Origin of the sequence: Ensifer sp. LC11, from assembly GCF_001695835.1 — a bacterium.
Lineage (GTDB): Bacteria > Pseudomonadota > Alphaproteobacteria > Rhizobiales > Rhizobiaceae > Ensifer.
Genome location: NZ_MBSO01000004.1, coordinates 122406 through 144965, shown reverse-complemented (window position 1 = coordinate 144965; position 22560 = coordinate 122406). Strand labels below are relative to the sequence as shown.

The 22560-nt window shown below is 63.0% G+C and carries 22 protein-coding genes; 9 read left to right on the top strand and 13 right to left on the bottom strand.

The window, feature by feature from the left end; translation table 11 throughout:
• Positions 1–106: 106 nt before the first annotated feature.
• Together BBX50_RS03460 and BBX50_RS03455 are read right to left on the bottom strand one after the other, a co-directional pair.
• Entirely contained in the window at positions 107–994 is an 888-nt protein-coding gene (locus BBX50_RS03460) for a bifunctional helix-turn-helix domain-containing protein/methylated-DNA--[protein]-cysteine S-methyltransferase (RefSeq protein WP_065773929.1), read from the bottom strand.
• A 107-nt stretch (positions 995–1101) separates the two neighbouring features.
• Positions 1102–1599, bottom strand: coding sequence for a DUF2244 domain-containing protein (locus BBX50_RS03455; protein WP_065773928.1), 498 nt, complete (start codon positions 1597–1599; stop codon positions 1102–1104).
• 22 nt (positions 1600–1621) lie between these two features.
• Between BBX50_RS03455 and nth the strand changes: the two genes are divergently transcribed.
• Positions 1622–2386 (top strand): endonuclease III, encoded by a 765-nt coding sequence (nth, locus tag BBX50_RS03450; protein ID WP_065773974.1) that lies wholly within the window; start codon positions 1622–1624, stop codon positions 2384–2386.
• A 46-nt stretch (positions 2387–2432) separates the two neighbouring features.
• On the opposite strand, the gene BBX50_RS03445 is transcribed toward nth, so the two are convergent.
• Positions 2433–3026 carry a TetR/AcrR family transcriptional regulator gene (locus BBX50_RS03445; RefSeq protein WP_065773927.1) on the bottom strand — a complete coding sequence of 198 codons (594 nt, stop codon included), beginning with the start codon at positions 3024–3026 and terminating at the stop codon, positions 2433–2435.
• 68 nt (positions 3027–3094) lie between these two features.
• Here BBX50_RS03445 and BBX50_RS03440 point away from each other — a divergent pair, with 68 nt between their 5' ends.
• Together BBX50_RS03440 and BBX50_RS03435 are read left to right on the top strand one after the other, a co-directional pair.
• On the top strand, positions 3095–3523 hold the full coding sequence (locus BBX50_RS03440) for a VOC family protein (RefSeq protein WP_065773926.1): 429 nt from the start codon (positions 3095–3097) through the stop codon (positions 3521–3523).
• 88 nt (positions 3524–3611) lie between these two features.
• On the top strand, positions 3612–4604 hold the full coding sequence (locus BBX50_RS03435) for an adenosine kinase (RefSeq protein ID WP_065773925.1): 993 nt from the start codon (positions 3612–3614) through the stop codon (positions 4602–4604).
• A 39-nt stretch (positions 4605–4643) separates the two neighbouring features.
• Here the strand turns inward: BBX50_RS03435 and BBX50_RS03430 are convergent, their stop codons facing one another.
• Positions 4644–5195 carry an SH3 domain-containing protein gene (locus tag BBX50_RS03430; protein WP_065773924.1) on the bottom strand — a complete coding sequence of 184 codons (552 nt, stop codon included), beginning with the start codon at positions 5193–5195 and terminating at the stop codon, positions 4644–4646.
• Positions 5196–5377: 182 nt separating this feature from the next.
• On the opposite strand from BBX50_RS03430, the gene BBX50_RS03425 reads away from it, so the two are divergent.
• A complete protein-coding gene (locus BBX50_RS03425) occupies positions 5378–6382 on the top strand; it encodes a D-glycerate dehydrogenase (protein ID WP_065773923.1) in 1005 nt (334 codons plus the stop codon).
• A gap of 63 nt (positions 6383–6445) precedes the next feature.
• Here BBX50_RS03425 and BBX50_RS03420 read toward each other — a convergent pair whose 3' ends face one another.
• The 3 genes from BBX50_RS03420 to recF form a co-directional block, all read right to left on the bottom strand.
• On the bottom strand, positions 6446–6913 hold the full coding sequence (locus tag BBX50_RS03420; RefSeq protein ID WP_065773922.1) for a GNAT family N-acetyltransferase: 468 nt from the start codon (positions 6911–6913) through the stop codon (positions 6446–6448).
• Between the two features lie 62 nt (positions 6914–6975).
• Positions 6976–7737 (bottom strand): molybdopterin-synthase adenylyltransferase MoeB, encoded by a 762-nt coding sequence (locus BBX50_RS03415; protein WP_065773921.1) that lies wholly within the window; start codon positions 7735–7737, stop codon positions 6976–6978.
• Positions 7738–7784: 47 nt separating this feature from the next.
• A complete protein-coding gene (recF, locus tag BBX50_RS03410; RefSeq protein WP_065773920.1) occupies positions 7785–8909 on the bottom strand; it encodes a DNA replication/repair protein RecF in 1125 nt (374 codons plus the stop codon).
• A gap of 203 nt (positions 8910–9112) precedes the next feature.
• Between recF and BBX50_RS03405 the strand changes: the two genes are divergently transcribed.
• Together BBX50_RS03405 and BBX50_RS03400 are read left to right on the top strand one after the other, a co-directional pair.
• Positions 9113–9757: a DUF47 domain-containing protein gene (locus tag BBX50_RS03405; RefSeq protein WP_065773919.1), complete on the top strand. Its 645-nt coding sequence runs from the start codon at positions 9113–9115 to the stop codon at positions 9755–9757.
• Complete coding sequence (locus BBX50_RS03400) at positions 9757–10761, top strand: inorganic phosphate transporter (protein ID WP_065773918.1); 1005 nt, start codon at positions 9757–9759, stop codon at positions 10759–10761. Before BBX50_RS03405 ends, BBX50_RS03400 begins: the two co-directional genes overlap by 1 nt.
• 48 nt (positions 10762–10809) lie before the next feature.
• On the opposite strand, the gene BBX50_RS03395 is transcribed toward BBX50_RS03400, so the two are convergent.
• Both BBX50_RS03395 and BBX50_RS03390 read right to left on the bottom strand, forming a co-directional pair.
• On the bottom strand, positions 10810–12201 hold the full coding sequence (locus BBX50_RS03395; RefSeq protein ID WP_201723449.1) for a serine hydrolase: 1392 nt from the start codon (positions 12199–12201) through the stop codon (positions 10810–10812).
• A gap of 143 nt (positions 12202–12344) precedes the next feature.
• A complete protein-coding gene (locus tag BBX50_RS03390) occupies positions 12345–13244 on the bottom strand; it encodes a LysR family transcriptional regulator (RefSeq protein WP_065773917.1) in 900 nt (299 codons plus the stop codon).
• Positions 13245–13387: 143 nt separating this feature from the next.
• On the opposite strand from BBX50_RS03390, the gene BBX50_RS03385 reads away from it, so the two are divergent.
• From BBX50_RS03385 to BBX50_RS03375, 3 genes are all read left to right on the top strand, one after another.
• Positions 13388–14137, top strand: coding sequence for an SDR family oxidoreductase (locus tag BBX50_RS03385; protein WP_065773916.1), 750 nt, complete (start codon positions 13388–13390; stop codon positions 14135–14137).
• A 204-nt stretch (positions 14138–14341) separates the two neighbouring features.
• Entirely contained in the window at positions 14342–14977 is a 636-nt protein-coding gene (locus BBX50_RS03380) for a DUF1326 domain-containing protein (protein ID WP_065773915.1), read from the top strand.
• A 5-nt stretch (positions 14978–14982) separates the two neighbouring features.
• Positions 14983–15873, top strand: a complete 891-nt coding sequence (locus BBX50_RS03375; protein WP_139108553.1) for a DUF2182 domain-containing protein — start codon at positions 14983–14985, stop codon at positions 15871–15873.
• 63 nt (positions 15874–15936) lie between these two features.
• On the opposite strand, the gene dnaJ is transcribed toward BBX50_RS03375, so the two are convergent.
• The 4 genes from dnaJ to BBX50_RS03355 form a co-directional block, all read right to left on the bottom strand.
• Positions 15937–17067: a molecular chaperone DnaJ gene (gene dnaJ / locus BBX50_RS03370; protein ID WP_065773913.1), complete on the bottom strand. Its 1131-nt coding sequence runs from the start codon at positions 17065–17067 to the stop codon at positions 15937–15939.
• A 256-nt stretch (positions 17068–17323) separates the two neighbouring features.
• Positions 17324–19246 (bottom strand): molecular chaperone DnaK, encoded by a 1923-nt coding sequence (gene dnaK, locus BBX50_RS03365; protein ID WP_065773912.1) that lies wholly within the window; start codon positions 19244–19246, stop codon positions 17324–17326.
• A gap of 259 nt (positions 19247–19505) precedes the next feature.
• A complete protein-coding gene (locus tag BBX50_RS03360) occupies positions 19506–21761 on the bottom strand; it encodes a transglycosylase domain-containing protein (protein WP_065773911.1) in 2256 nt (751 codons plus the stop codon).
• Between the two features lie 231 nt (positions 21762–21992).
• Positions 21993–22343 carry a hypothetical protein gene (locus BBX50_RS03355; protein WP_065773910.1) on the bottom strand — a complete coding sequence of 117 codons (351 nt, stop codon included), beginning with the start codon at positions 22341–22343 and terminating at the stop codon, positions 21993–21995.
• Between the last annotated feature and the right edge of the window lie 217 nt (positions 22344–22560).

Below are 22560 nucleotides of genomic sequence, written 5' to 3'. Positions count from 1 at the left end.
GAATGAAAAAAAGGGGCGCTCGGCAGGCGCCGCTTTTGTTTTGCCCGAGCAATTCCGGGAAAGGTGTTCAGCGGTTTTCCGTCCGCAATTGCGCAACTTCGAAATTTCAGATCGTACCGTCGGCCGCCTTGCCAGCTTCCCAGCCGAGGATCGCGCGCTTGCGCGTCAGCCCCCAGTGATAGCCGGTAAGATCGCCGCTTTTGCCGAGCGCGCGATGGCAGGGCACCACGAAGGAAATCGGATTGCGGCCAACGGCAGCACCGACCGCACGCGATGCTGTCGGCTGGCCGATGTTTCCGGCGATGTTCGAATAGGTGGTGGCGCAGCCGAGCGGGATCTTCAGCAGCGCCTGCCACACCCGGATCTGGAAATCGGAGCCGATCAGGAAGATGCGCAGCGGTTCGTCCTGGCGCCAGCGCGACGGGTCGAAGATGCGCGCGGCATAGTAGGCAGTGGCGGCGCTGTCTTCGATGTAGCTGGCGTTCGGCCAGCGCTGCGCCATGTCCTCGAAACTCGCCTGTTCGCCGCCGGCATCGTTGAAGGCAAGGCCGGCCAATCCCCGATCGGTGATCATGACAAGCGCCGTGCCGAAGGGCGACGGGTGGTAGCCATAGCGGATCGTGAGACCCTCGCCGCGCGCCTTCCATTCGCCCGGTGACATCGCCTCGTGGGTCACGAACAGGTCATGCAGACGGCTCGGTCCGGAAAGCCCCACCTCGATGCTGGTTTCCAGAAGCGGCATGTCCTCCTGACGGAGCAGGCGTTTGGCATGGTCGAGCGTCACCGCCTGCAGGAAGGCTTTCGGCGAAAGTCCGGCCCAGCGGGTAAAGACCTTCTGGAGCTGCGTCGGCGACTGCTTCAGGCGTTGGGCGACCGCTTCCAGCGACGGCTGATCACGATAGTCCTCTGTGAGCATTTCGATCACGCGGCTGACCGTATCGTAGTCGGTGCCCTTGGGCGTGATGTCGGTGGGTACGGATGTCGCGATGTTCATGGCTCATCTCCTGTCATGCCACAGGTAACCACTTGGAGAGGCTCGCAGCCACCCGAAACTTGAGTGAATGCGAGGATTTCGGGACCCGTTTCAGCCGATCGCACGCGTCAGCGACGGCGAACGGTCGCAAGCGCGCCCGATAGCGCCAGCGCAAAGGTCTCGCGGTCGTCGCGGTTCAAAAACGAACCGATATCGGTCCTCCGCCCGCCGCCGCTGATCGTCATCGAGACGATGCCGATTTCCTGGTGGCGCGCGACATTCAAGCGCGCCCAGAAGGGGTTGAAGCGGTGTTCGGTGATCTGTCCCGACGGCGTGAACTTGCGCACGGAGACGTCGGTCCTGGAAACGCTGACTTCCTCGCGACTGAGCGCCGAGCGGTAGTTCAGCCAGAAGGCACCGAAGAGCAGCACGTAGTCGAAGCCGAAGAAAAACACGATCGGCCAGGCGCCAACGATGAGGAAGACGAAAGCATGCACAAGGCTCAAGAGCCCGGCGATCAGGAAAAAGATCTTGAAGCCGCGGCGTCCGAGCGAGCGATAGGGAGTGAGCTCGGCGGTGAAGACCGGCGTCTCCTCGGGTGGGGTGGTGGCGTTGCCATTGATCATGACCTTTGACTATAGATGCATCATGAAAAACGTGAAGCCGAAATTGCCTGTTGGTTCCGCAAAGCCGAAGACGGCAGGCCGCGGCACCACGCCACGGGTGAAGAGCCTCTATACCCACGAAGAGCTCAGGGAGATCTTTCGCCGTTTCTCGATCCAGCGCCCCGAGCCCAAGGGCGAATTGGAGCACGTCAATCCGTTCACGCTTGTCGTCGCCGTGGCGCTTTCGGCCCAGGCGACGGACGCCGGCGTCAATAAGGCGACGCGGGCGCTCTTTGCCATCGCCGACACGCCGGAAAAGATGCTGGCGCTCGGCGAGGAGAGGGTCCGCGACTACATCAAGACGGTCGGTCTTTTCCGCAACAAGGCGAAGAACGTTATCGCGCTCAGCGAAAAGCTGATCCGGGATTTCGGCGGCGAAGTGCCCCGTACGCGGGAAGAGCTGGTGACCTTGCCCGGCGTTGGCCGCAAGACCGCCAATGTGGTGCTCTCGATGGCTTTCGGTCAGTCGACGATCGCGGTCGATACCCACATCCTGCGCATCGCCAATCGCCTCTGTCTGGCGCCGGGCAAGACCCCGGACGAGGTGGAAGACAAGCTCATCCGGATCATCCCCGATGAGTATCTTTACCACGCGCATCATTGGCTGATCCTGCACGGGCGCTACTGCTGCAAGGCACGCAAGCCCGAATGCGAGCGCTGCGTCATTGCCGACATCTGCAAGTCGCCGGAAAAGACCTGCGACATCCCGGCACCGCTCGTCGAGTTGCCGCCGCAGATTGTCGCTTGAGCGAGCTGAGACCAGGCGTCCGGCCTAGCCATCAGCACCGGTGGCCTCAGGCCGATACCATCCGGTCGATCAGCGTGCCGATCGTTTCTGCATAAAGCTCGCTCGACGCTCCCTCGGCGATGTCAAGCGCCGCGCGATCGAAGGCGGCAGAAAGCAGCGAGGCCATGGCCGAGAGTTTTTCGGGAGCGGGCGCTCTCGGCGCCATCGCTTCGGCGATACCTTCCTCAAGCGTTCTCTGCGCATTGGCCGCGTCGATGGCGACCATCTCGTGCTTGCCGAGCACAGCCGGCCCGTCGAGCAGCAGGAGGCGGATCCGCCCCGGTTCGCGCATCGCATCGAAATAGGCGTGGGCACCGGCTTTCAATGCATCCCGCGGCGGCAGGTCGCCGGTCGTCGCCTTCTCGATCGCCGTTGCCACGGCAGCCGCTTCCCGTTCCGCCACCGCACGGAACAGCGCCTTCTTGTCTTCGAAATGATGATAGAGCGCGCCGCGGGTCAGTCCGGCGGCCGCGACGATGTCCGGCGTCGAGGTATCGGCGTAGCCGCGGCTGACGAATAGATCGCGGGCGGCATCGAGGATCGCGGCGCGCGTCGTGTCGGATCGCTCGCGGTTGGAGCGGCGGGAGTTTTCTTGTTGCATACATACAGCCTGTATGTTAATTGAAGAAACATACAGATTGTATGATAATGCCAGAGCGAGGAAAAGCCATGAAATCGACGAGCTACTATCCTGTCCTGATGACGTCAGACGTTGCCGCCACCGCCGCCTTCTACATCCAGCACTTCCGCTTTGAGGCGCTCTTCAGCAGTGACTGGTACGTGCATCTTCAGTCGGTCGAAGATGAGCGCGTGACGCTGGCCTTGCTCGACTACCGCCATGAGACGATCCCCGAGGAGGCGCGCTCGCCGTCCCGCGGCGTGCTCCTGAATTTCGAGGTCGAGGATCCCGATCGCATCTACGCGCAAGCGGTTGCCGCCGGTCTGCCGATCCTCAAGAGCCTGCGCGATGAGGATTTCGGCCAGCGGCATTTCATCACAGCCGACCCGAATGGCGTGCTGATTGATGTCATCAAACCGATCCCGCCGAGCGCCGAGTTTGCTGCCGCCTACACAGAAAGCGCGCTTCCGAGCGCGTGATGGCGGAAACCTCGCGTCTTTTGTCTTCCAAATGGCCGGAAAACCGGTATTAACGAACACCGGCCATCACGGAGACCGGACGAGGTTCATGACAAAATACGACGTGCTGACGATCGGCAACGCCATCGTTGATATCATCGCGCGCTGCGACGACGCCTTCCTCAACGAAAACGGCATCATCAAGGGCGCCATGAACCTCATTGATGCCGACCGGGCCGAGTTGTTGTACTCGCGCATGGGACCGGCGGTGGAAGCATCCGGCGGCAGCGCCGGCAACACGGCGGCGGGCGTCGCCAGCCTCGGCGGCCGCGCGGCCTATTTCGGCAAGATTGCCAGCGATCAGCTCGGCGAGATCTTTGCCCACGACATTCGCGCCCAGGGCGTCTATTTCGAGACCAAGCCGCTCGAAAGCGTGCCGCCCACCGCCCGCTCGATGATTTTCGTCACCGAAGACGGCGAGCGTTCGATGAACACCTATCTTGGCGCCTGTGTCGAACTCGGCCCCGAGGATGTGGAAGCCGACGTTGTCGCCCAGTCCAAGGTCACCTATTTCGAAGGTTATCTCTGGGATCCGCCGCGCGCCAAGGACGCGATCCGCGAGACCGCAAGGATCGCCCACGAGAACGGGCGCGAAACCGCGATCACTCTGTCGGACAGCTTCTGCGTTCACCGCTATCGCGACGAGTTCCTCGAGCTCATGCGTTCCGGCACGGTCGACATCGTCTTTGCCAACAAGCAGGAAGCGCTGGCGCTCTACGAAACCGAGGATTTCGACCTGGCGCTGGAAAAGCTCTCGAAGGATTGCAAGCTTGCCGCCGTGACGCTCAGCGAAGAAGGCTCGGTCGTCGTGCGCGGTAAAGAGCGGGTCCGCGTCGGCGCAACGCCGATCGCGCAGGTGGTCGACACGACCGGTGCCGGTGACCTCTATGCCGCCGGGTTCCTGCATGGTTACACCACTGGGCGCTCGCTCGAAGACTGCAGCAAGCTCGGCAATCTTGCGGCCGGCATCGTCATCGGCCAGATCGGCCCGCGACCGATGGTCTCGTTGGCCGTCGCCGCAAAGCAGGCAAGCCTCGCCTGATCGATCCGGAGGCGGAAACGTGTGAAAGTCGGCGCGGCCTTACTTGAAGGCCTCGCCCGGATAGGCGCCCCAGATTTCGCTCTGGGCGATCCAGCCTTCGACGCCCTGCGTCTCCGCATGGCACCAGTCGCCGTTGCATTCACCGACATGCACGATGACGCCGGGCTCCATGCGGGCGACGATCGGGGCCGTGCCCTGCGGGTCGCGGCGCATGTTGACGAAGACGCCTTCGCCCTTGCCGCGCATCCATGGGGCGGCGACGGCGGTGCGGTCGCCCGAAAGCAGCGCCTGGTTGACCCAGCCCTCGGTACCGTCGGCGTCACGGATGCGGCGCCAGTTGTCGTATTCCTGAATGATTTCCACGGGAACGCCAGGCTTCATGTAGCGGAAGGCGACCGCATAATCGACGCTCGGGCCGATCCTGAGATTGACGCTCTTGGACTTGAGGCTGACGAAGCGCGGCAGCGGCAACCCGCTGGCGCCTTTGGCGGCTTGAGCGTAAGCCGCCGATGCCATGATCCCGGCGCCCAGGCAGGCGGCGAGCAGCGAGAGCGAGATTCTGGAAATGACGTGACGCATGACGAAGCTCATCTTCCGTGGCAACAGCTTTTGCAGGCGCAGTTCGCTGAAGGTCCAGAGCGCCGGCTGAAATCGCGGGGACGACGACGCGAGTTTTGTTTGTCTTCCCGGTGGGGTCTGGTAGAAATTGCGACTACAGGGAGACAGTATCGCCCAACTTGGTTAAGGACCCGTCAACAAGGCCCGTCGCAGCAATGACAAGCAAGAAGAAGCCCACGGTCTACATCACCCGCAAATTGCCGGACATCGTCGAGACGCGCATGCGCGAACTCTTCGACGCGGAGTTGAACATCGACGACACGCCGCGCAGCCAGCCGGAGCTCGTCGCGGCCGTCAAGCGCGCCGACGTGCTGGTGCCGACGGTCACCGATCGCATCGACGCGGCGCTGATCGAGCAGGCCGGTCCGCAGCTGAAGCTGATCGCCAGCTTTTCCAACGGTGTCGACAACATCGATGTCGATGCCGCCGCGCGCAAAGGCATCACGGTCACCAACACGCCGAACGTGCTGACGGAAGACACCGCCGACATGGCGATGGCGCTGATTCTCGCCGTGCCCAGAAGGCTTGCCGAAGGTGCGCAGATCCTGACCGATCGCAAGGGCGAGTGGGCCGGCTGGTCGCCGACCTGGATGCTCGGCCGGCGCATTGCCGGAAAGCGCATCGGCATTGTCGGCATGGGCCGGATCGGCACTGCGGTCGCGCGCCGCGCCAAGGCCTTCGGCCTTTCGATCCACTATCACAACCGTCACCGGGTGAAGGCGGAAACCGAGGAGATGCTGGAGGCGACCTACTGGGACAGCCTCGACCAGATGCTTGCCCGCGTCGACATCGTTTCGGTCAACTGCCCGTCGACGCCTGCGACCTACCATCTGCTCTCGGCCCGGCGCCTCGCGCTGATGCGGTCGGACAGCTACATCGTCAACACCGCCCGCGGCGGCATCATTGACGAGACGGCGCTGATCAAGTCGCTGCGCGAGGGCAAGATAGCCGGCGCCGGCCTCGACGTCTTCGAGAACGAACCGGCTGTCAATCCGAAGCTGATCAAGCTTGCCGGTGAAGGCAAGGTCGTGCTCCTGCCGCATATGAGCTCGGCCACGCTCGAAGGCCGGATCGACATGGGCGACAAGGTGGTGATCAATATCCGCACCTTCTTCGATGGCCATCGTCCCCCGGATCGCGTACTGCCAGGCCGCGACTGATCGCGAAGGCGGGATTCACCGCATCGCCTCATGGAACGAAGCAGCGCCGGCGGCGCTGCCGGTTCAAAGCGCCTTGCGCATCTCGATGGCCGTCGGCCGACTGAAGCCCGGATGGCACATCTTGCCGGTTTCGATGAAACCCCAGGCGCCGAATGCGCGGTGGTTCTCGACGAGTTCGACCCGGGTCAAGAGCCGTAGCGCCGGAAGTTTCAGTGCGCGCGCTGTGGCTTCCGCTTCAGTCAGAAGCAGGCGGCCGATGCCCTTGCCCTGGGCGCCGGGTGCGACCGCGAGCTTGCCGATATAGAGACAATCGGCCTCTGGCTTCAGGAAAACGCAACCGAAGAGCCGTTCGCCGTCGCGGGCGCCGAAGGCGATCTCGTCTGCAATCTTCTGTTGCAGCGATTCGACCGTGAGCTCATGTGCCGAGGAGGGCGGATCGATGCGTCCGTCCATGGAGGCGAAGGCGTGAAGGATCAGCGCCAGGAGTTCCTCATGCTGGCCGAAGTCCTGATCGATGCGAAAGATCTGCATGGCGAGGCCCCAGAAATTCCGTGAAAAGTGTGAGGCGGTCCCCGGTCCGGAGCCGCGTAAATCTAGGCTCTTCGACAGTAGCGGATCGTGTTGAACCGCGCCGTCAGCGCGTCGTACATCAACAGCCGGCCGACCAGCGGTTCGCCGAAGCCGGCGATCACCTTGATCGCTTCCATCGCCTGCAACGTGCCGATGACGCCGGTGAGCGCGCCGACAATGCCGGCCTCGGCACAGGAGGGCACGACGCCGGCCGGCGGCGGTTCGGGAAAGAGATCGCGATAGGACGGGTTCGGCCGTCCGTCGGCCGCGGTGCGGTAGGGCATCAGCACCGTTAGCGATCCGTCGAACCGGCCGACCGCGCCGGTCACCAGCGGAATGCCGACCGTGGCAGCCGTGTCCGCCGCGAGATAGCGCGTATCGAAATTGTCCGAACCGTCGATCACCAGGTCGTATTGGCGGAACAGTGCCTCGGCATTGTCAGGGGTGAGCCGGAGCCTGTGTTCGTCGACGCTGACATGCGGGTTGAGCGAGCCGATCGCTTCGGCCGCCCTTTCGACCTTGGCGCGTTCGATGTCCTCGGTTCGATGAATGATCTGGCGCTGCAGATTGGAGAGCGCGACGGTGTCATCGTCGACAATGCCGATCCGGCCGACGCCGGCGGCTGCGAGGTACACGAGCACCGGGGCACCAAGCCCGCCGGCGCCAATCACCAGCACGCGTGCCGCTTTGAGCTTTTGTTGCCCGGCGCCGCCGATCTCCGGCAGCACGATATGGCGGGCGTAGCGGGCAATCTCCGATTGGTCGAGCTTGTTCTCACCGGTCATGACCACATCCTCCTCATCCCGCCGCGCCTTGGCGGTCACTCTCTTGCTTAGCCCGTAACGCTGCCGTGCGAAACGGTCAGGAACCGGCCGCGATCGCCAAGCGCGTCGAACATCGCCTGGTCCGTACCGGTCATGAAGGCCTGGCCACCAAGCCCGTCGACGAGATCGAACAGGGCCGCGCGTCTGTTGACATCGAGATGGGCGGCAATCTCATCGAGCAGCAGCACCGGTGCGTGGCTGGTCATGTCGCCGACGAGGCGGGCATGCGCCAGCACCAGGCCGACGAGCAGCGCCTTCTGTTCACCGGTCGAACAGCGTGCTGCTTCCATGTCCTTCTTGCGGTGGCGAACCAGCAGGTCGCTGCGGTGCGGTCCGTCGAGCGTGCGGCCCGCCGCCGCGTCGCGCGGCCGTCCGTCGCGCAGCATCGTCAGATACTGCTCTTCCAGATCATAGGCCGGGCGATGGCCTTCGTCGTCGAGAAAACCGGAAAGCGCCAGTCGCGCCGAGGGAAAGACGCTTTCATCGACATTTCGTTCGACGAGTGCCGTCAACAGGCCGAGCATCTCCTGCCGCGCCAGCGCCATGGAAACACCGAGGCCGGCCATCTCCTTCTCGATCGCCGTCAGCCAGGCCGGATCCGGGCGAAACTCGCTGAGCAGGCGATTGCGGCTGCGCATCGCGCGGTCGAACTCGCTTGCGCGTCGGCCATGTTCGGGATCGAGCGAAAGCACCAGTCGGTCGAGGAAGCGGCGGCGATCGGAGGACGAACCGGTGAACAATCCATCCATCGCCGGCGTCAGCCATAAAACGCGCAAATGATCCGTCAGCTCGTCGACGGTCGCTGCCGGCGTCCCGTTGAGCCGCAGCCGCCGGGATTGCCCCTCCGTTACGCCCGCCGTGCCGGTGCCGATCTCGACCGGCCCCTCCATGCCCTCGACTTCGGCAAAGACGGAGAAGCCGTCGTTTGCGCCGACCCGCGTCACGTCCGCATAAGCCGCGCGCCTCAAGCCGCGGCCGGGCGACAGGAAGGAGACCGCTTCCATCAAATTGGTCTTGCCGGCACCGTTCTCTCCCGTCAGCACCACATGGCGCTGGTCAAGCTCCAGCGCGAGGGCCGCATAATTGCGGAACTCCGTGAGCTTCAAGCGGTTGAGAAAGACCTTGTGTGGCATCGGGCAGTCCGGATTCGACGTAGGGCGCCAGCTAGGACGAAAGCGCCTACCAAGGCAAGGCGAAACGGTGGGCGCCCATATCGTCAAGGATAGGGCGATATCGGCAGGGGAAAGGCGGAAAACCCCTTTGATTCGGTGCTTTTCTTCAGGGGCCTAGTGAAATATGACAGCCGCATGACAATCCACAGATGGATATACGTGTGATGCTGGCCTGGTTCCGCAAACTTCTTCCCCGTGAGGATCGCTTCTTCGACCTCTTCGCAAAACACTCGAAGACCGTTGTCGGTGCCGCCGATGCGCTCGACAAGCTGCTCGCCGGTGGCGACGATCTCGAGAAACATTGCGACAGGATCGTCGCGCTCGAAGATGAAGCGGACCACATCACCGCCGAAGTGCTGCTGGCGGTGCGCCGCTCGTTCATCACCCCCTTCGACCGTGGCGACATCAAGGACCTGATCCAGTCGATGGACGATGCCATCGATATGATGCACAAGACGGTGAAGACCATCCGGCTCTTCGAGCAGAAGAGCTTTGATCCCGGCATGCGCGAAATGGGCACGACCGTCGTCAAGGCCGCCCATCTGATCGCCGAGGCCATCCCGCTGCTCGATCGTATCGGCGCCAATCACGCTCGCCTCATTGCCATCGCCGAAGAGATCACCCGCATTGAGGGCCGCTCCGACGAACTGCACGACCAGGGCCTCAAGGACCTGTTCCGCCGCCACGGCGCCGAGAACCCGATGGCCTATATCATCGGCAGCGAGATCTACGGCGAGCTGGAGAAGGTCGTCGACCGCTTCGAGGACGTCGCCAATGAAATCAGTGGCATCGTGATCGAGAACGTCTGATGGATGCGACGCTCGCCTTTCCGTTGCTCGTCGGGCTGATCGGCATCGCGCTGTTCTTCGACTTTCTGAACGGTCTGCACGACGCTGCCAATTCCATCGCGACGATCGTCTCGACGCGGGTTCTCAGGCCGCAATATGCGGTCATGTGGGCGGCTTTCTTTAACTTCATCGCCTTCCTGTTCTTCGGCCTGCACGTGGCCGAAACACTCGGCAAAGGCATCATTAATCCGGGCATCGTTACGCCGCTGGTGATCTTTTCAGCGCTGATCGGAGCGATCGTCTGGAACATCGTCACCTGGCTCTTCGGCATCCCGTCGAGCTCCTCGCACGCGTTGATCGGCGGCCTGGTCGGCGCCGGTCTTGCCAGCACCGGCTTTGACAGCATCGTCTGGACGGGTCTGCTGAAGACCGTCGGCGCCATCTTCATGTCGCCGGCGATCGGCTTTTTCCTGGCGCTTCTGCTGGTGCTGATCGTCTCCTGGATTTTCGTGCGGCAGACGCCCTTTGCCGTCGACCGCACTTTCCGCGTGATGCAGTTCATCTCGGCCTCGCTCTATTCGCTCGGCCATGGCGGTAACGATGCGCAGAAGACCATGGGCATCATCGCGGTGCTCCTGTTCTCGCAGGGTTATCTCGGCTCGGAGTTCTACGTGCCGTTCTGGGTAGTGATCACCTGCCAGGCGGCGATCGCGCTCGGCACGCTGTTTGGCGGCTGGCGCATCGTCCACACCATGGGTTCGAAGATCACCAAGCTCAATCCGATGCAGGGCTTCTGCGCCGAAACCGGCGGGGCGATCACGCTCTTTGCCGCCACCTGGCTCGGCATCCCGGTCTCGACGACGCACACCATCACCGGTGCGATCATCGGCGTCGGTGCGGCGCGGCGCGTCTCGGCGGTGCGCTGGGGGCTTGCCGGCAACATCGTGATTGCCTGGTTCATCACCATGCCAGCCGCAGCGGCGATCTCGGCGCTCGCCTATTTCACCATCGATCTGCTGTTCTGATCAAAGCAAGGATCGTCTCCCGCCTTCATGCGCAGGCGGGAGACAGCGTCATTTCCCGACCCGTGGCGCAGGACTGTCCTGTCCGCCCTGATGCAAGGTCAGGCCTTCGGCGCGCGCGCCTTTGAGGGTGAAGCTGATCTGCGCATCGATGAGCTTCGCAAAGAAACGGTGCTCTGCCTCCGGAAAGATCTCGATCCGATCCTGGCCGGTCGCCTGGGCAAACAGCCGCTCGCCATCACGAACGATGGTAAGCTCGAACCCCGGCGCCAGTCGGTAGGTGCCGAGATAGGCATCGTAGCTTGCCGGATCGACCGCTATGGCGACACGTCGCGTGACGGCCGGCGCGAGCGGCGCGTTGCGATTGAGCAGGTGCCGACCGATATCGTCGGCGCCGACCTCGGTCGACGTATTGGACAGGGCGACGACACCGACGCCGGTCGACGGACGGTAGCCGACGAAGGATCGATAGCCGCCGGTCCCGCCATTGTGCCAGATAAACTGTTCGTCGCCCTTGCCTGAGATCACCCAGCCGAGCGCCTGCTGATCGTTATCGCCGTTGCCGAGCGGTTCTCGGGTCGCCAGCAGGGTGGCGAAGGCGGGAGCGAGAGGCGATGGCGTCTTTCCCATGGCCGCCTCGAGGAAAACCAGGAGGTCATCGACGGTGGAGCGCAGGGCGCCTGCGCCCTGCAGCGCGTCGAGATCCCAGTCTCTCACTGGCTCCAGTGCTGCGTCGTGGCCCTTGCTCCGGCGTTCGGCCCAGTCGGGCCGCGGCGTGATCGCCGTGTCCTTCATGCCGAGAGGCGCGGTGATACGGCTGATGACGAGATCTTCATAGGAAAGCCCGGCCTTCAGGGCGAGCGCATGACCGAGGAGCCCGGTGCCAAGATTGGAGTATTCATGTTCGACGCCCGGGCGCCGAACCGGCTTGTGGCTGGAGAGGAAGGCATAGAGCTTCGCGGCGTCGTAGTCGGCATAGGGATTGCTCATATCTGCCGGCACCAGATTGGTCGGCAGCCGTGGCAAACCGGACATGTGCATGGCGAGGTCGCCGAGCGTGATCGGGGTCTGCTGGTCCTCAGGCATGATCACGCTGGACGGAAGCAGCGTAGAGACGGGCGTGCCGAGATGCACGGTGCCTTTTTGGACCGCATCGGCAAGCAGCAGTGCGGTGAAGACCTTGGTGACCGAGCCGATTTCGAACACGGTGCGTCCGTCGACGGGACGCCAATCGTCCTTGGCCTGATGGCCGTGAGCGATGACGCGCCGGCCATTGGCGTCGATGACGCCGACGACGATGCCGATCGCCTGCTGCTGCTTGTCGATCCGGTCGGTCAGAATCTCCTGAATTTCGGCATCGATGGGGGCAGGGGAAAGGGGGCTTGCATGAACGGTGGTGCCAAGCGTCATGAGGACGATCCAGTTCAGAAAGAGGTTCCGCATGATGAAAGATAGGAATCCAATTTTTGGTTGTAAGGGGCACGTTGACGATGCCAGCCGGTTTCGATCAAGCCTTTGTCAAGACTTGATCGGCAATCGGCGCGATACGGTCGGCTGGAATGATTGTCGCGAATTGCAGGAACGCTTCACGGATCCCAATAGGGCGGATCGCCGAAGGCTTGCCTCAGGTGCTGCGCGATGGCTCGGGGCTTGGCGGAGGCGCGCCGGCCTTCCGGGTGCGCCATGTAGATGAATTCCGGCTCCGGACGTAAGCCGACGTCGATCTCGCGCAACTGCCCCTCTCGCACGGCGGGACCGGCGATGAAAGCGGGCAGCAGCGCGATCCCGAGACCGGCAACGGCGGCATCGTGCAGCATGTCGCCATTGTTCATGCCGAGCGCCAGCCGTGCCCGAACGACCGTTGCGCCGGCCGGCCCCTCGAAGCGCCAGTCGGACACACCACGATTGGTATAGAAAATGCCGCGATGGCCTTCGAGCTCATCAAGGGTTGCGGGCGTGCCGCAGCGGTCGAGATAGTCGGGCGAAGCGACGAGCAGGCGCCGGCTTCTGGCAAGCTTCCAAACCACCAGGCGGGAATCGGCGATGATGCCGTGACGCACGATCGCGTCGTAACCCTCCGAGGCCGCGTCCACCCGTCGGTCGTCGAGGTCGAGCGTCAATTCGATATCCGGGTGCTCTGCCAGGAACGGGTAGAGCGCCGGGCCGAGATGCCGCCGGCCGAAACTGACCGGCGCGGCGATCCTGAGCGGTCCCGTCAGCAGTCCGCGGCGTTCGGCAAGATCGCTCGCCGCCGCCTGCACTTCGCTGACGATCCGAACTGCGCGCTCGCGAAAGGCGATACCGTCTTCGGTCAGTGTCAGCTTGCGCGTCGTGCGGTGGAGCAGAGTGGCGTTCAGCCCCCGTTCCAGCTCCGCCACCCGCTCGCTGACGACGGATTTCGATAGGCGCAGGCGTCGCGCCGCTTCGCTGATCGAGCCGGCTTCGGCCACGGCGACAAAGGCGGCTATGCCCTCGATCTTCATCATCGTTCGGCAATCCCGAATTCGAGTTCCAGGATTGGAAGACTAATCCGAACGATCGTTTTCCGCCATATGTTTGGGCAACGGAGGACGGCGGTTCCAGCCTATCGAACCGGGCTCCTCTTCAACCCAACAAGAGGATTTTCATCATGTCACGTTTAGAGAGCAAGACCGCACTCATCACCGGCGGCACCAGCGGCATCGGCCTTGAAACCGCCCGCCAATTTATCGCCGAAGGCGCACGCGTTGCCGTCACCGGCACCAATCCGAAGAATATCGCTGAAGCCCGCGCGGTCCTCGGCGAGGCTGCTTTGATCATCGAGGCCGATGCCGGCAATGTCGCAGGCCAGGCAGCGGTTGCCGAAAAGGTCCGCGCCGCCTTCGGCACGCTCGATATCCTGTTCGTCAATGCCGGGATCGCCAAGCTGCAGCCGATCGAGCAATGGGACGAGGCAAGCTTCGACCGTTCGATCGCGATCAACGTCAAGGGGCCGTATTTCCTGATCCAGGCACTGCTGCCGGTGTTCTCGAAGCGTGCCTCGGTCGTGCTCAACACCTCGATCAACGCCCATATCGGCATGCCGACGTCGAGCGTCTATGCGGTGACCAAGGCGGGGCTGCTGTCGCTGGCGCGCACGCTTTCCGGCGAGCTCATCGGCCGCGGCATCCGCGTCAATGCCGTCAGCCCCGGCCCGATCCGCACGCCGCTCCACGACGGCCATGCCCCGACGCCGGAGGAAAACAAGCAGGTGGTCGATGCCATCGCCGCGCAGATCCCGCTCGGCCGCTTCGGCGATGCGAGTGAAATTGCCAAGGCCGTCGTCTTCCTTGCTTCCGATGAAGCCACCTTCACCGTCGGTGCCGAGCTGATCGTCGACGGCGGCATGGCGACGCTCTGAGCCGCATTGCGGCCGGGGATCCCAAAAGCCTTCGCACCTTCCAAGCGCCGCGGATCCCAGCCGATCTGCGGCGCTGTCGCGTTCCCGTCCTCTCCGCCGCCGTTGGCATCGGCGGTGGAGAGGAGTATATTTTTGCAATCTAATAAAAGGCATCCGTTCCCAGGTAGCCGCGAGACGAGCACCGATCAGATCCCGGAGGAGACGATGACGAGTGTCAGATGGATGATGAAGGGGCGCGAATTCATTCATTGCAATTGCGCCTATGGTTGCCCCTGCCAGTTCAATGCCCTGCCGACACAAGGCCATTGCAGTGCCGTCGGCGCCTTCGAAATCGAGGAAGGTTATCACGGCGACACGCGGCTCGATGGACTTCGTGGCGGCTTGATTGCCGCCTGGCCGGGCGCCATTCACGAAGGGAGGGGGCAGGTGGTGCCGATCGTCGATAGCCGCGCCTCGGAGGAGCAACGTGGCGCGCTGCTGCGCATCATGAGCGGCGAGGATACGGAGCCCGGTGCCACATTCTTCCAGGTCTTTGCGACGACCTTTGAAACCATGCACGATCCGGTCTTCGCCGAGATCGATTTCGAGGTCGACATCAGCGCGCGCACGGCGCGGCTGAAGGTGCCGGGCTGGATCGACGCGCGCGGCGAGCCGATCCTCAATCCGGTAACCGGTGCAGCCCATCAGGCGCGCATCAATCTTCCGCACGGTTTCGAGTACGACCTCTGCGAGGTCGGGCGGGGATGGGCCGATACGACCGGACCGGTGACGCTGGCGCTTGCGGATTCGCACGCCCATTTCGCTCGGATGCACCTGACTGAAAGCGGCGTGATCCACTGACGCCGATGAACGACACGGCGCTCGAAACCCTGCTCAAGCGCGATCGCATCATCGTCGCGGCGGCGCTGGTCATCCTGACGGCAGCGAGCTGGCTTTATGTCCTGTGGCTCGCCTCGGCCATGGACATGGCCGCCGCACCTGTGTCCTCCGGCGACATGAACAACATGGGCTCCGGCATGGACATGGATATGCCCATGGACATGCCGATGGACATGCCCACGGAGCAACAAGCAAATTCGATGACATCGATGATGACCGCGGCCGCCGGTCCCTGGACCACGGCGACTTTCACCTATGCCTTCGTCATGTGGGCGGTGATGATGGTCGGCATGATGGTACCGTCGGCAACCCCGATGATCCTGCTCTATGCCCGTGTCGGAAGGCAGGCGCAGCAGCAGGGGAAACCCTTTGCCGCCACCGGTTTCTTTGCCGCCGGCTATCTGTTGGCCTGGACCCTTTTCGCGTTCGTTGCCGTTTTCGGGCAATGGCTGCTCGATCGGGCCCTGCTGCTCACCCCCACGCTTTCAAGCGCCAGCCAGGCCTTGAGCGGCGCCGTGTTGATCGCCGTCGGGCTATTCCAGTTCACGCCTCTCAAGGACCGGTGCCTCAGCCAATGCCAGGCGCCATTGCACTTCATCCAGAACCATGGCGGCTTTCGCAAGGAAGCGGGCGGCGCCTTTGGTCTCGGTGTGCGACACGGCCTCTATTGCGTCGGCTGCTGCTGGGCGTTGATGGCGCTTCTGTTCGTCGGCGGAGTGATGAACGTGTTGTGGATCGCCGCCATCGCCATCTTCGTACTCGCGGAGAAAGTGGTTCCCGGTGGCCGGATCCTGTCCCGCATCGCCGGTGTGGCGCTCGTCATAGCGGGGCTCTGGCAGCTTGCAGCGGTGACCTGATACGAGCGCGCCGCGCAACCGTATCCGGCGCGCGGCGCTGTAGCAGCCGAATGGCTGGGAGCCTTAGTCGCTCAGCGTGTCGAAGAAATCCTTCATCCGGGCGAAGAAGCCGGTCGATTCCGGGTTGTTGTCTTTCGACGAGATCTGCTCGAATTCCTGCAGCAGCTCGCGCTGGCGCTTGGTGAGCTTCTGCGGCGTTTCGATCTGAATCTGGATATAGAGGTCGCCGGATTGCGCCGAGCGCAGCACCGGCATGCCCTTGCCTTTGAGGCGGAACTGCTTGCCGGCCTGGGTGCCCTCGGGAACCGTGACGCGCGACTTGGTGCCATCGAGCGTCGTCACGTCGAACTTGCCGCCAAGGGCGGCCGTCGTCATCGAGATCGGCACGCTGCAATAGAGATCGGCGCCGTCGCGCTGGTAGAACTCATGCGGCCTGACCGAAAGGAAGATGTAAAGGTCGCCCGCGGGTCCGCCGCGAAGTCCCGCTTCACCCTCGCCCGAAAGGCGAATGCGAGTTCCGTCCTCGATGCCGGCCGGAATGTTGACCGAAAGCGTGCGCTCCTCGGTGACGCGGCCCTGGCCGTGGCACTTGCCGCAGGGATCGGAGATCGTCTGGCCGCGCCCGCCGCAGGTGGGGCAGGTGCGCTCGATCGAGAAGAACCCTTGCGCGGCACGCACACGGCCCGATCCGTGACAGGTGCCGCAGGTCTTCGGGCTGGTGCCGGGCTTGGCGCCGGAGCCGCTGCAGGCGTCGCAGGTGATCGAGGTCGGGACCCGGATCTGTGCGGTCTTGCCGGAAAACGCTTCCTCGAGCGAGATCTCCATGTTGTAGCGAAGATCCGCGCCACGTTCGCGGCCGCCCGACGACCGCCGCTGGCGCCCGCCACCCATCATCTCGCCGAAGATGTCCTCGAAGATATCTGAGAAGCCGCCGGCGCCACCGCCGCCGAAGCCGTTGCCCATGCCGCCCTGCTCGAAGGCCGCGTGACCGTAGCGGTCATAGGCCGCGCGCTTCTGCGGGTCCTTGAGCATCTCATAGGCTTCGTTGATTTCCTTGAAGGTCTTCTCCGCGGCTGCGTCACCGGGGTTCTTGTCCGGATGATACTTCATCGCGAGCTTGCGGAAGGCGCTCTTCAGCTCCTTTTCGTCGGCGTTCTTCGCAACACCAAGCGTTTCGTAGAGATCACGTTTCATTCGTCGAAGATTGTCCTGTTGGCAGGCGTGCCAGCGCGGGGGGCTCGGCGGCTGCCTGATTACCTTGCCACCGATTTAGTAAACCTTGAAGCGGGATACCATAGCCCGAACGGTGGCAGATGCGGTTTTTTGTCGGAAAAGTAACGTTTGCAGCGGGTCACGGCCGCCGCTGCCGTCGTCGCCGGGTTCGCCGGGCCCTTCAGGCAATAAAAAAGCCCGGGCGAACCCGGGCTTTTCGACTGATCGTTGGAACGGATTAGGCCGAACGCTTGCGGTCGTCCTCGTCGTTGACTTCTTCGTAGTCGGCATCGACGACATCACCGTCGCGCGCTGCATCAGCGGCGGCGTCCGCATGCGCGGCTTCCGTCTGCTGGGCTTCGTAGATCGCCTGGCCAAGCTTCATGGAAACTTCCATGAGGGTGTTGGTCTTGGCCTTGATGTCCTCGGCGTCCGGCTCGGAGGCTTCGACGGCGGTCTTCAGCGCGGCAATCGCGTCGGAGATCGCCTTGCGGTCGGCTTCCGAAACCTTGTCGCCGTAATCCTTCAGCGACTTCTCGCTGGAGTGGATCAGGCTTTCGGCCTGGTTCTTGGCTTCGACGCCTTCGCGGCGCTTCTTGTCGGCTTCCGCGTTGGCTTCGGCATCCTTGACCATCTTCTCGATGTCGGCGTCGGAGAGACCACCGGATGCCTGAATGCGGATCTGGTGCTCCTTGCCGGTGCCCTTGTCCTTGGCCGAAACCTGCACGATGCCGTTGGCGTCGATGTCGAAGGTCACTTCGATCTGCGGCATGCCGCGCGGTGCCGGCGGAATGCCGACGAGGTCGAACTGGCCGAGCAGCTTGTTGTCGGCGGCCATTTCGCGCTCACCCTGGGAAACGCGGATCGTCACGGCCGACTGGTTGTCGTCGGCGGTCGAGAAGGTCTGCGACTTCTTGGTCGGGATCGTCGTGTTGCGTTCGATCAGGCGGGTGAAGACGCCGCCGAGCGTTTCGATGCCGAGCGACAGCGGGGTGACGTCGAGCAGCAGAACGTCCTTGACGTCGCCCTGCAGAACGCCGGCCTGGATGGCAGCGCCCATGGCAACCACTTCATCCGGGTTCACGCCCTTGTGCGGCTCCTTGCCGAACAGCTGCTTTACGGTTTCCTGAACCTTCGGCATGCGGCTCATGCCGCCGACGAGAACGACTTCGTCGATCTCGGCAGCCGAGACGCCGGCATCCTTGAGGGCGGCCTTGCACGGTGCAACGGTGCGCTGGATCAGGTCGTCGACGAGGCTTTCGAACTTGGCGCGCGACAGCTTCATCGTCAGGTGCTTCGGACCGGAAGCGTCAGCCGTGATGAACGGCAGGTTGATTTCGGTCTGCTGCGACGAGGACAGCTCGATCTTGGCCTTTTCAGCGGCTTCCTTCAGGCGCTGAAGCGCGAGCTTGTCGTTCTTCAGGTCGATGCCCTGCTCCTTCTTGAACTCGCCGGCAAGGTATTCGACAAGACGCATGTCGAAGTCTTCACCGCCAAGGAAGGTGTCGCCGTTGGTCGACTTCACTTCGAAGACGCCGTCGCCGATTTCCAGAACCGAGATATCGAAGGTACCGCCGCCCAAGTCGTAAACGGCGATCGTCTTGCCGTCCTTCTTGTCGAGGCCATAGGCAAGCGCTGCCGCGGTCGGCTCGTTGATGATGCGCAGCACTTCAAGGCCAGCGATCTTGCCGGCATCCTTGGTTGCCTGGCGCTGGGCGTCGTTGAAATAGGCCGGAACGGTGATGACGGCCTTTTCGACCTTTTCACCGAGGTAGGATTCGGCCGTTTCCTTCATCTTCTGAAGGATCATGGCGGAGATCTGCGACGGGGAATAATCCTTGCCGTGCGCTTCGACCCAGGCGTCGCCATTGTCGGCCTTCGTGATCTTGTAAGGCACCATGGCCTTGTCTTTTTGCGTGGTCGGGTCCTGGAAGGTACGGCCGATCAGGCGCTTGATCGCAAAAAGCGTGTTTTCCGGATTGGTGACGGCCTGGCGCTTGGCCGGCTGGCCGACGAGACGTTCGCCGTCGTCGCTGAATGCCACCATCGAGGGGGTCGTGCGCGCGCCCTCGGCATTTTCGATCACCTTCGCGTCTTTTCCGTCCATGACGGCGACGCAGGAGTTGGTCGTTCCCAGGTCAATACCAATAACTTTAGCCATGTCGTTCTCTCCTTGCAGCGGACTGTCGGAACCCGGTCAGGCATTCGTGAGACAGCCCCTAACGGGATGGTCTTTGGATTTCTTCGCAGCTGAGACTGCGCCGATGCGGCGTATATAAGGACCGGCGTTTCGGACTGCAAGGCATTCTGCGGGGCGTTTGGGGGCAAATGCAAGCCCGGGATTTGTCTAGCCGGAATTGGCCCCTTGCCGATGGCGGCGCGCAACGCGGTCCTCCCGTCAAAAAGCGGCTGGCATCGGCTCAACCGCCGGTCAGAATGTCGAAGAGCGTCGTGCGGCGGGTTGCCCCGGTCGTCTCGCCGACATCGGCCGGTGGCACCAGCCCGCCATTGCCCTGGTCGGTGCCCTGTCCACCCCATTGATCGCCCCCCTGGTCGATTGGGCGTTGTCCGACGGCGACCGCGCCATCGACGCCGACAGGCGCCTCCGGGAAGGCTTCCGGATCGCCGGACATCATGTCGCCGGGCGGCGTTTGCACACCTTCGTCGAACACCGGTTGCACGCCCGTCGTCCCGAAGAGCGGCGAGGGCGAGAGGCCTTCGTGGGCGGCCATCATGAAATCGTGCCAGGCCTTGGCCGGCAGGCCGCCGCCGGTGACCTTCTTCATCGACTTGCCGTCGTCGTTGCCGAACCAGACGCCGGTCGTGAGGTTCGAGGTATAGCCGACGAACAGCGCGTCACGGAAAGACTGCGTCGTGCCGGTCTTGCCGGCCGCCTCCCAGCCCTTGAGCTGCGCCTTCTTGCCGGTGCCCTTGGTCAGCACCCGCACCATCATCTGGTTCATCTCGCTGACAACAGCCGGATCGAGCACGCGTGGCGGGTTGTCATAGGTGTTTTCGTAGAGCACCGTACCATCCGCTTTGGAGATGCGGCGGATGACGTGCGGCGTCGCCTTGAAGCCGCCATTCATGAACGGCGCATAGGCCGAGGTCAGTTCGACCAGGCTCACTTCGGAGGTGCCGAGCGCGATCGAGGCATTCGCCTGCATCTCGGAATCGATGCCGAGGCGATGGGCGACCTTGACGACGTTCGCAGGGCCCACCTCCATCACCAGCTGTGCAGCGATGGTGTTCAGCGAATTGGCAAGTGCGTCGGCGATCGTCACCTCGCCCCGATACTTCTGGTCGTAATTCTCGGGCGTCCAGTTTCCGATCCGGACCGGTCCGTCATTGCGGATCGACATCGGCGTGCGGCCGATTTCGAGTGCGGCGGCATAGACGAACGGCTTGAAGGCCGAACCGGGTTGACGCTTCGCCTTGGAGGCACGGTCGAACTGGCTCTCGGCATAGTCCTTGCCACCGACCAGCGCCCGGATGGCGCCGGTGCCGTCGATCGAGACGAGGGCGGCCTGCGAGGCGTCGAGCTTCTTGCCGTCGCCGTCGAGCGTGGCGCTGATCACCTCTTCGGCCTTCTTCTCAAGGTTGAGGTCGATGGTGGTGTCGATGATCAGATCTTCCTTGATCTCGCCGATCATGCCGGGAAGCTGATCCATCACCATGTCGGCGACATAGTGCTCGGCGCCGGACCAGTAGCTCTTGGCCTTGGTTGGCGTCTGCGACATCGCCGTCTTGATTTCGCCGTCGGTAACGTAGCCTTCCTCGCGCATGGCGCCGAGAACGATCTGGGCGCGTTCTTCCGCTGCCTTGGGGTCGCGCGCCGGCGACAGCCGGGACGGGGCTTTCAGCAGGCCGGCAAGCACCGCCGCCTCGCCGAGGTTCACGTCGCGCGCCGACTTGTTGAAGTAGCGCCGGGACGCCGCCTCCACACCATAGGCGTTGGAGCCGAAGAACACCCGGTTGAGATACATCGCCAGGATCTGGTCCTTGGAATATTTCTGCTCGAGCCAGAAGGCGAGCAGCACTTCCTGCACCTTGCGCTCAAGCGTGCGCTCCGGCGACAGGAACAGGTTCTTGGCGAGCTGTTGCGTCAGCGTCGAGCCGCCCTGCACCATGCGGCCCGTGGTGACATTCGTCAGCATGGCGCGCGCCAGACCCAGCGGATCGATGCCGAAATGCGAATAGAACCGGCGGTCCTCGATGGCGATCACGGCCTGGGGGATGTAGGGCGACATGTTTTCGAGCGACAACGCTTCGCCGCCGGTCGTCCCGCGATTGGCGATGATGTCGCCTGCGACCGACAGGATCTTGACGTTCGGCGGCCGGTCGGGGATCGACCAGCTTTCAGCACTCGGCATGCGCGCGCCGTAATAGAGCACCAGGCCGCCGACGCCGATCGCGCCCCAGATGCCGAGCACGATGCACCAGTAAAACAGAGTGCGGACAAGGCCGATGAAGCCGCCACCGCCGCCGCGTCGGCTGCCACCGCGCTTGCCGGTCGCCGTCTTCTTTTTGCTTTTGCCCGGGGGCTTGCCGCGAGGCGCTGCCTTGCGGCTGGCTGTCACGCGATCGCTGGCCTCGACGCGGAAATCATCATCATCGTCCTCGTCTCTACCGAACGAGGGCTCGATCCGCTGTCCTGACCTGCCGTTTGGTGCCATGCCGTTTGGATTATCCCTCTGCGGATGGCCAAGCGCCCGACCGCTACGGTGAATTCGATCTCGAAGGCGGGCATGGCGCTTTGCGCCCATCCGCCACGGCGACCCGGTGAACTTTAAATGCGGCAATTTAAGGGGGAGTTAAGAAAGTCGCTGTGAAAAAGCCTGACGGTTCAAAACCTTGACCGCAGCGGACCTCCCGCTCCCCCCTCTCGGCTCGCAACGGCCAATGTTCTACTGAACGGAATTGCGCAACGGCGTATCTTCAACGGAAGCCGTGGGGCGCAGCGCGGAAGGTTCGGTGAAGTCGTAGAGCCATTGGCTGTAGGGCAGCCGCAGCAGAACCCGGTTGGCCAGGTGGTTCATGGCGACCTGTTCGCAGTCGTCGGTCGGGTAGACCTGCCGGCCGCACATGGCAAGCGGGCTGTCGATCAGGCGATAACCGTGCCCCTGATAGACGAGTGCGGTCATCGCCCTCAGCTTGAAGGAGCCAGGCGGCAGCACGACGAGGCGCAGGCTGGCAAGCCATACGGCGAAGATCAGGACGACGATGATTGCCGTGGAAATCTGGAGCAACAATTTCATCTTAAAATGCCTGCAATTATCGGGAGAAAATATTGGGTCTGCGTACAAATGGTCGTATATTTGGAACGGTGAAGAAAAGCAAAACGCCATCAAGAGTTGTGGTTTCCATGTGGTTACAGCGACGTGATGCGCGCGACTTCACGATTTTGTGCAATGCAAAATAATTGCTTGAAATTGCTGCGACGCATAATTATTATATGACTTATCGAAGCGCTGC